At 45.5% G+C, this 2,472-nt stretch carries 2 protein-coding genes and 1 pseudogene; 1 reads left to right on the forward strand and 2 read right to left on the reverse strand.

All coding sequences use genetic code 11. From position 1 onward, the window contains the following. Positions 1-1,020: pseudogene (locus tag NP596_RS20950) on the forward strand (conjugal transfer protein TraG N-terminal domain-containing protein); the annotation flags it as partial. Here the strand turns inward: NP596_RS20950 and NP596_RS20955 are convergent. Both NP596_RS20955 and NP596_RS20960 read right to left on the reverse strand, forming a co-directional pair. Continuing rightward, positions 1,010-1,351 carry a hypothetical protein gene (locus tag NP596_RS20955; protein ID WP_256617330.1) on the reverse strand — a complete coding sequence of 114 codons (342 nt, stop codon included), beginning with the start codon at positions 1,349-1,351 and terminating at the stop codon, positions 1,010-1,012. The pseudogene NP596_RS20950 and the gene NP596_RS20955 overlap by 11 nt on opposite strands. Before the next feature lie 765 nt (positions 1,352-2,116). Next, on the reverse strand, positions 2,117-2,472 hold a 356-nt coding region (locus tag NP596_RS20960), incomplete at its 5' end, for a PEP-CTERM sorting domain-containing protein (RefSeq protein WP_256617331.1).

The following is a 2,472-nucleotide window of genomic DNA, read 5'->3' on the forward strand; positions in this document are numbered from 1 at the left end:
AAATACGGCTTGCGAGGTGATACACAGCGGTTGGCCTCACAGTGGAAAGCGTCGGGGTGGATTAGCGATGCCGATCAAGCCTATGCCGCCGCCGGCATGTCGTTATTGACCGGCTTCTCCTCACCCAGTTACCGAACGCTGGACGATCAGCAATCGCACCAGGCGCAAATCTTGGGTTACCAACTGCTCGGTGATGCGTTTAATGCGCCACAGGCCGATCAATCCTGGAACGCTAACCAAAACGAATCGCTGAAAGCCAATGCACCAGAGACTGGCAGGGTTCAAGCCAACGTAGAACAGGCCAACCTCAAGGTTCCACACGTTGAAACCGAATCGCTAAATCAACGAGCACAGGCAACGATTCATTCAGCAAAAGGAAAAATTGCCGGCGGCGAAGCCCGAGTTGAAGCACAGCACGATCGAAATCTGGCTGAGCGTGAACAAAATTCAAAAGAAGGCTTTGAGCAATTGGGGAACATCAAAGCGGAGCGCTTTAGGCAATCCATTGCGGCGGCTGCCAATGACACGCCTTCGGCCGCAGAGGCTTCTTACAATTATCTGGGGGGCAGTCTTTATAATTCAGTCAAAAACATCGAGGCAGTGGGAGCTGGTAGCCAACAATTCGTCAAGGAGTTCTGGACTCATGCTAACGAAGCATATACTAAGGGTGCTGATTACTGGGACGCTATAAAGTATGGTGCATCTCAATCTTATTCTGGATTTAAAGAGGCAACAAAAAACTGGGCCGACCAAAGAGTTAATGAAGTAGCGGATAAACTAACTCCCAGCCAACAAGTCTATTACCGAGCGGCTATGATTGATGCCTTCTCTGGTATTGCCGTCTATGGTGACAATGCTGGAGATTTGGGTTACGCAAAGCGGAAACTCCTAGATGAGGAGGGTTCGAACGATGGAAATAATATCGCCGAACTACTGAAAAGTGCTGCGGGACAAAATAGAAATGATCTGATCAATCAGGTCGCTAACTACAATCGAGCCCGCGGATTGGTTAATTATTGAAGTGTGTTTCGTGTGATGATTCGCGGAATTGAGCTAAGCCAGAAATGAGCCAGCGAATCAACATCACAATGAAAAACATCACAAGGTAAGCAGTAACTTCTTGAACTTGATTAGCAGTAAATATGGTCAATAAGACTATAGCGGCCCAATAGTGATTACTTTGGTGAGAGAACTTGGCTGCTATGATTTCAACACATTGAAAAATCAGTTCTGCCAAGGCTAGCGGTGCAAAGATAATGGTACCGAATATTGCAAAACGTCCCAAGCTACGAGGTAGAAACTCCCAAGAACTTAAAGACCCTATGACGGCAAAACCAATAGCAATAATCAAAAGACGAAAAAAAACTGTAAACGATAGCTTCCGGGTATGAAAACGATGCAAAAGGCGCTGTAAGCCACTCGGAAACTTTGCAAAGGTCGCACCGCAAAACGGGCAGATTGATCGCAGTGGTTGACCATAATACGTCACGACCCTTGGTACCATGGTCCGATTACATTCGAGACAATTGACCGTGGCATGATGACCAGAAAATACCGAATTTACGGAATCAGTTTGGTTCGGCTTAGTTGAAAGTCTTAAGCGACGTGAGTGTGATGAAAACGAGGGCATTGGTGATCTCCAACCTTGCTTAACGAGCTTATCGTACTGCGAATAGGCTGAGCTGCCAAGTTAGCTTTAATCCAACTCGATTGATAGCCATTGACTTTGAAGTTCTGTGACTTCAAGATGTCACCCACCATAACGCAGCCAAATAAAGACGAAACGGGATATTTTTAAACGGATTTAAACCCGAAACCTGCCGTTCAAATTGCCTAATTTTTTAGTAACTGGCAGGCAAGACCCGGCCGATTGTGTTGAAAAAGGCGGTTTCTGGTGGTTTTAGGCCAATTTTGCCATCAGTCGACTTTTTAACTTATTGTTTTAAATGGAAAATAATTTTTATAAAAAGCACTTTTTTCACAAAAGGGCCTTTTTCAACACAATCGGCCAAAAGCGGTCAACCAAAGACTCCGAAAACAGCTCGTTTGATCGTCCGTTAAAAGTGCATAACCGGACAATCAAAGGAACACTTGGACGCTTTTTATAAACCTCGACTCAGGCCTTGCGTTTACCCAAAAACCCGATCAAAGCACCACCTACAAGCCACAAACCTAAAGCCGAAGGCAGGGGGACTGTAGTCGAAACGCTGAAGGCCATATTTCCTGTTGTATCGCTTAGCCATGCCTCCGCGTCGGACAATCGAAAATAATTGCTTCCCGCATTATTGCTTAACAGCCAATACCAAATAGCACTCGCATCATTTTGGTCAAATTCATTGACGACGGATAAGTAATAGGTGTCATTGCTGTTCAATGCTATAGGGCTGGATAGGGCTAAATCAAAACGGTAAATTTCACTTCCGGCTACATCAGTTAACCCAGTGGTTGAGCGACTGATACTATCGCTAATGT

The organism is Methylomonas rivi, assembly GCF_024505165.1.
GTDB lineage: Bacteria > Pseudomonadota > Gammaproteobacteria > Methylococcales > Methylomonadaceae > Methylomonas > Methylomonas rivi.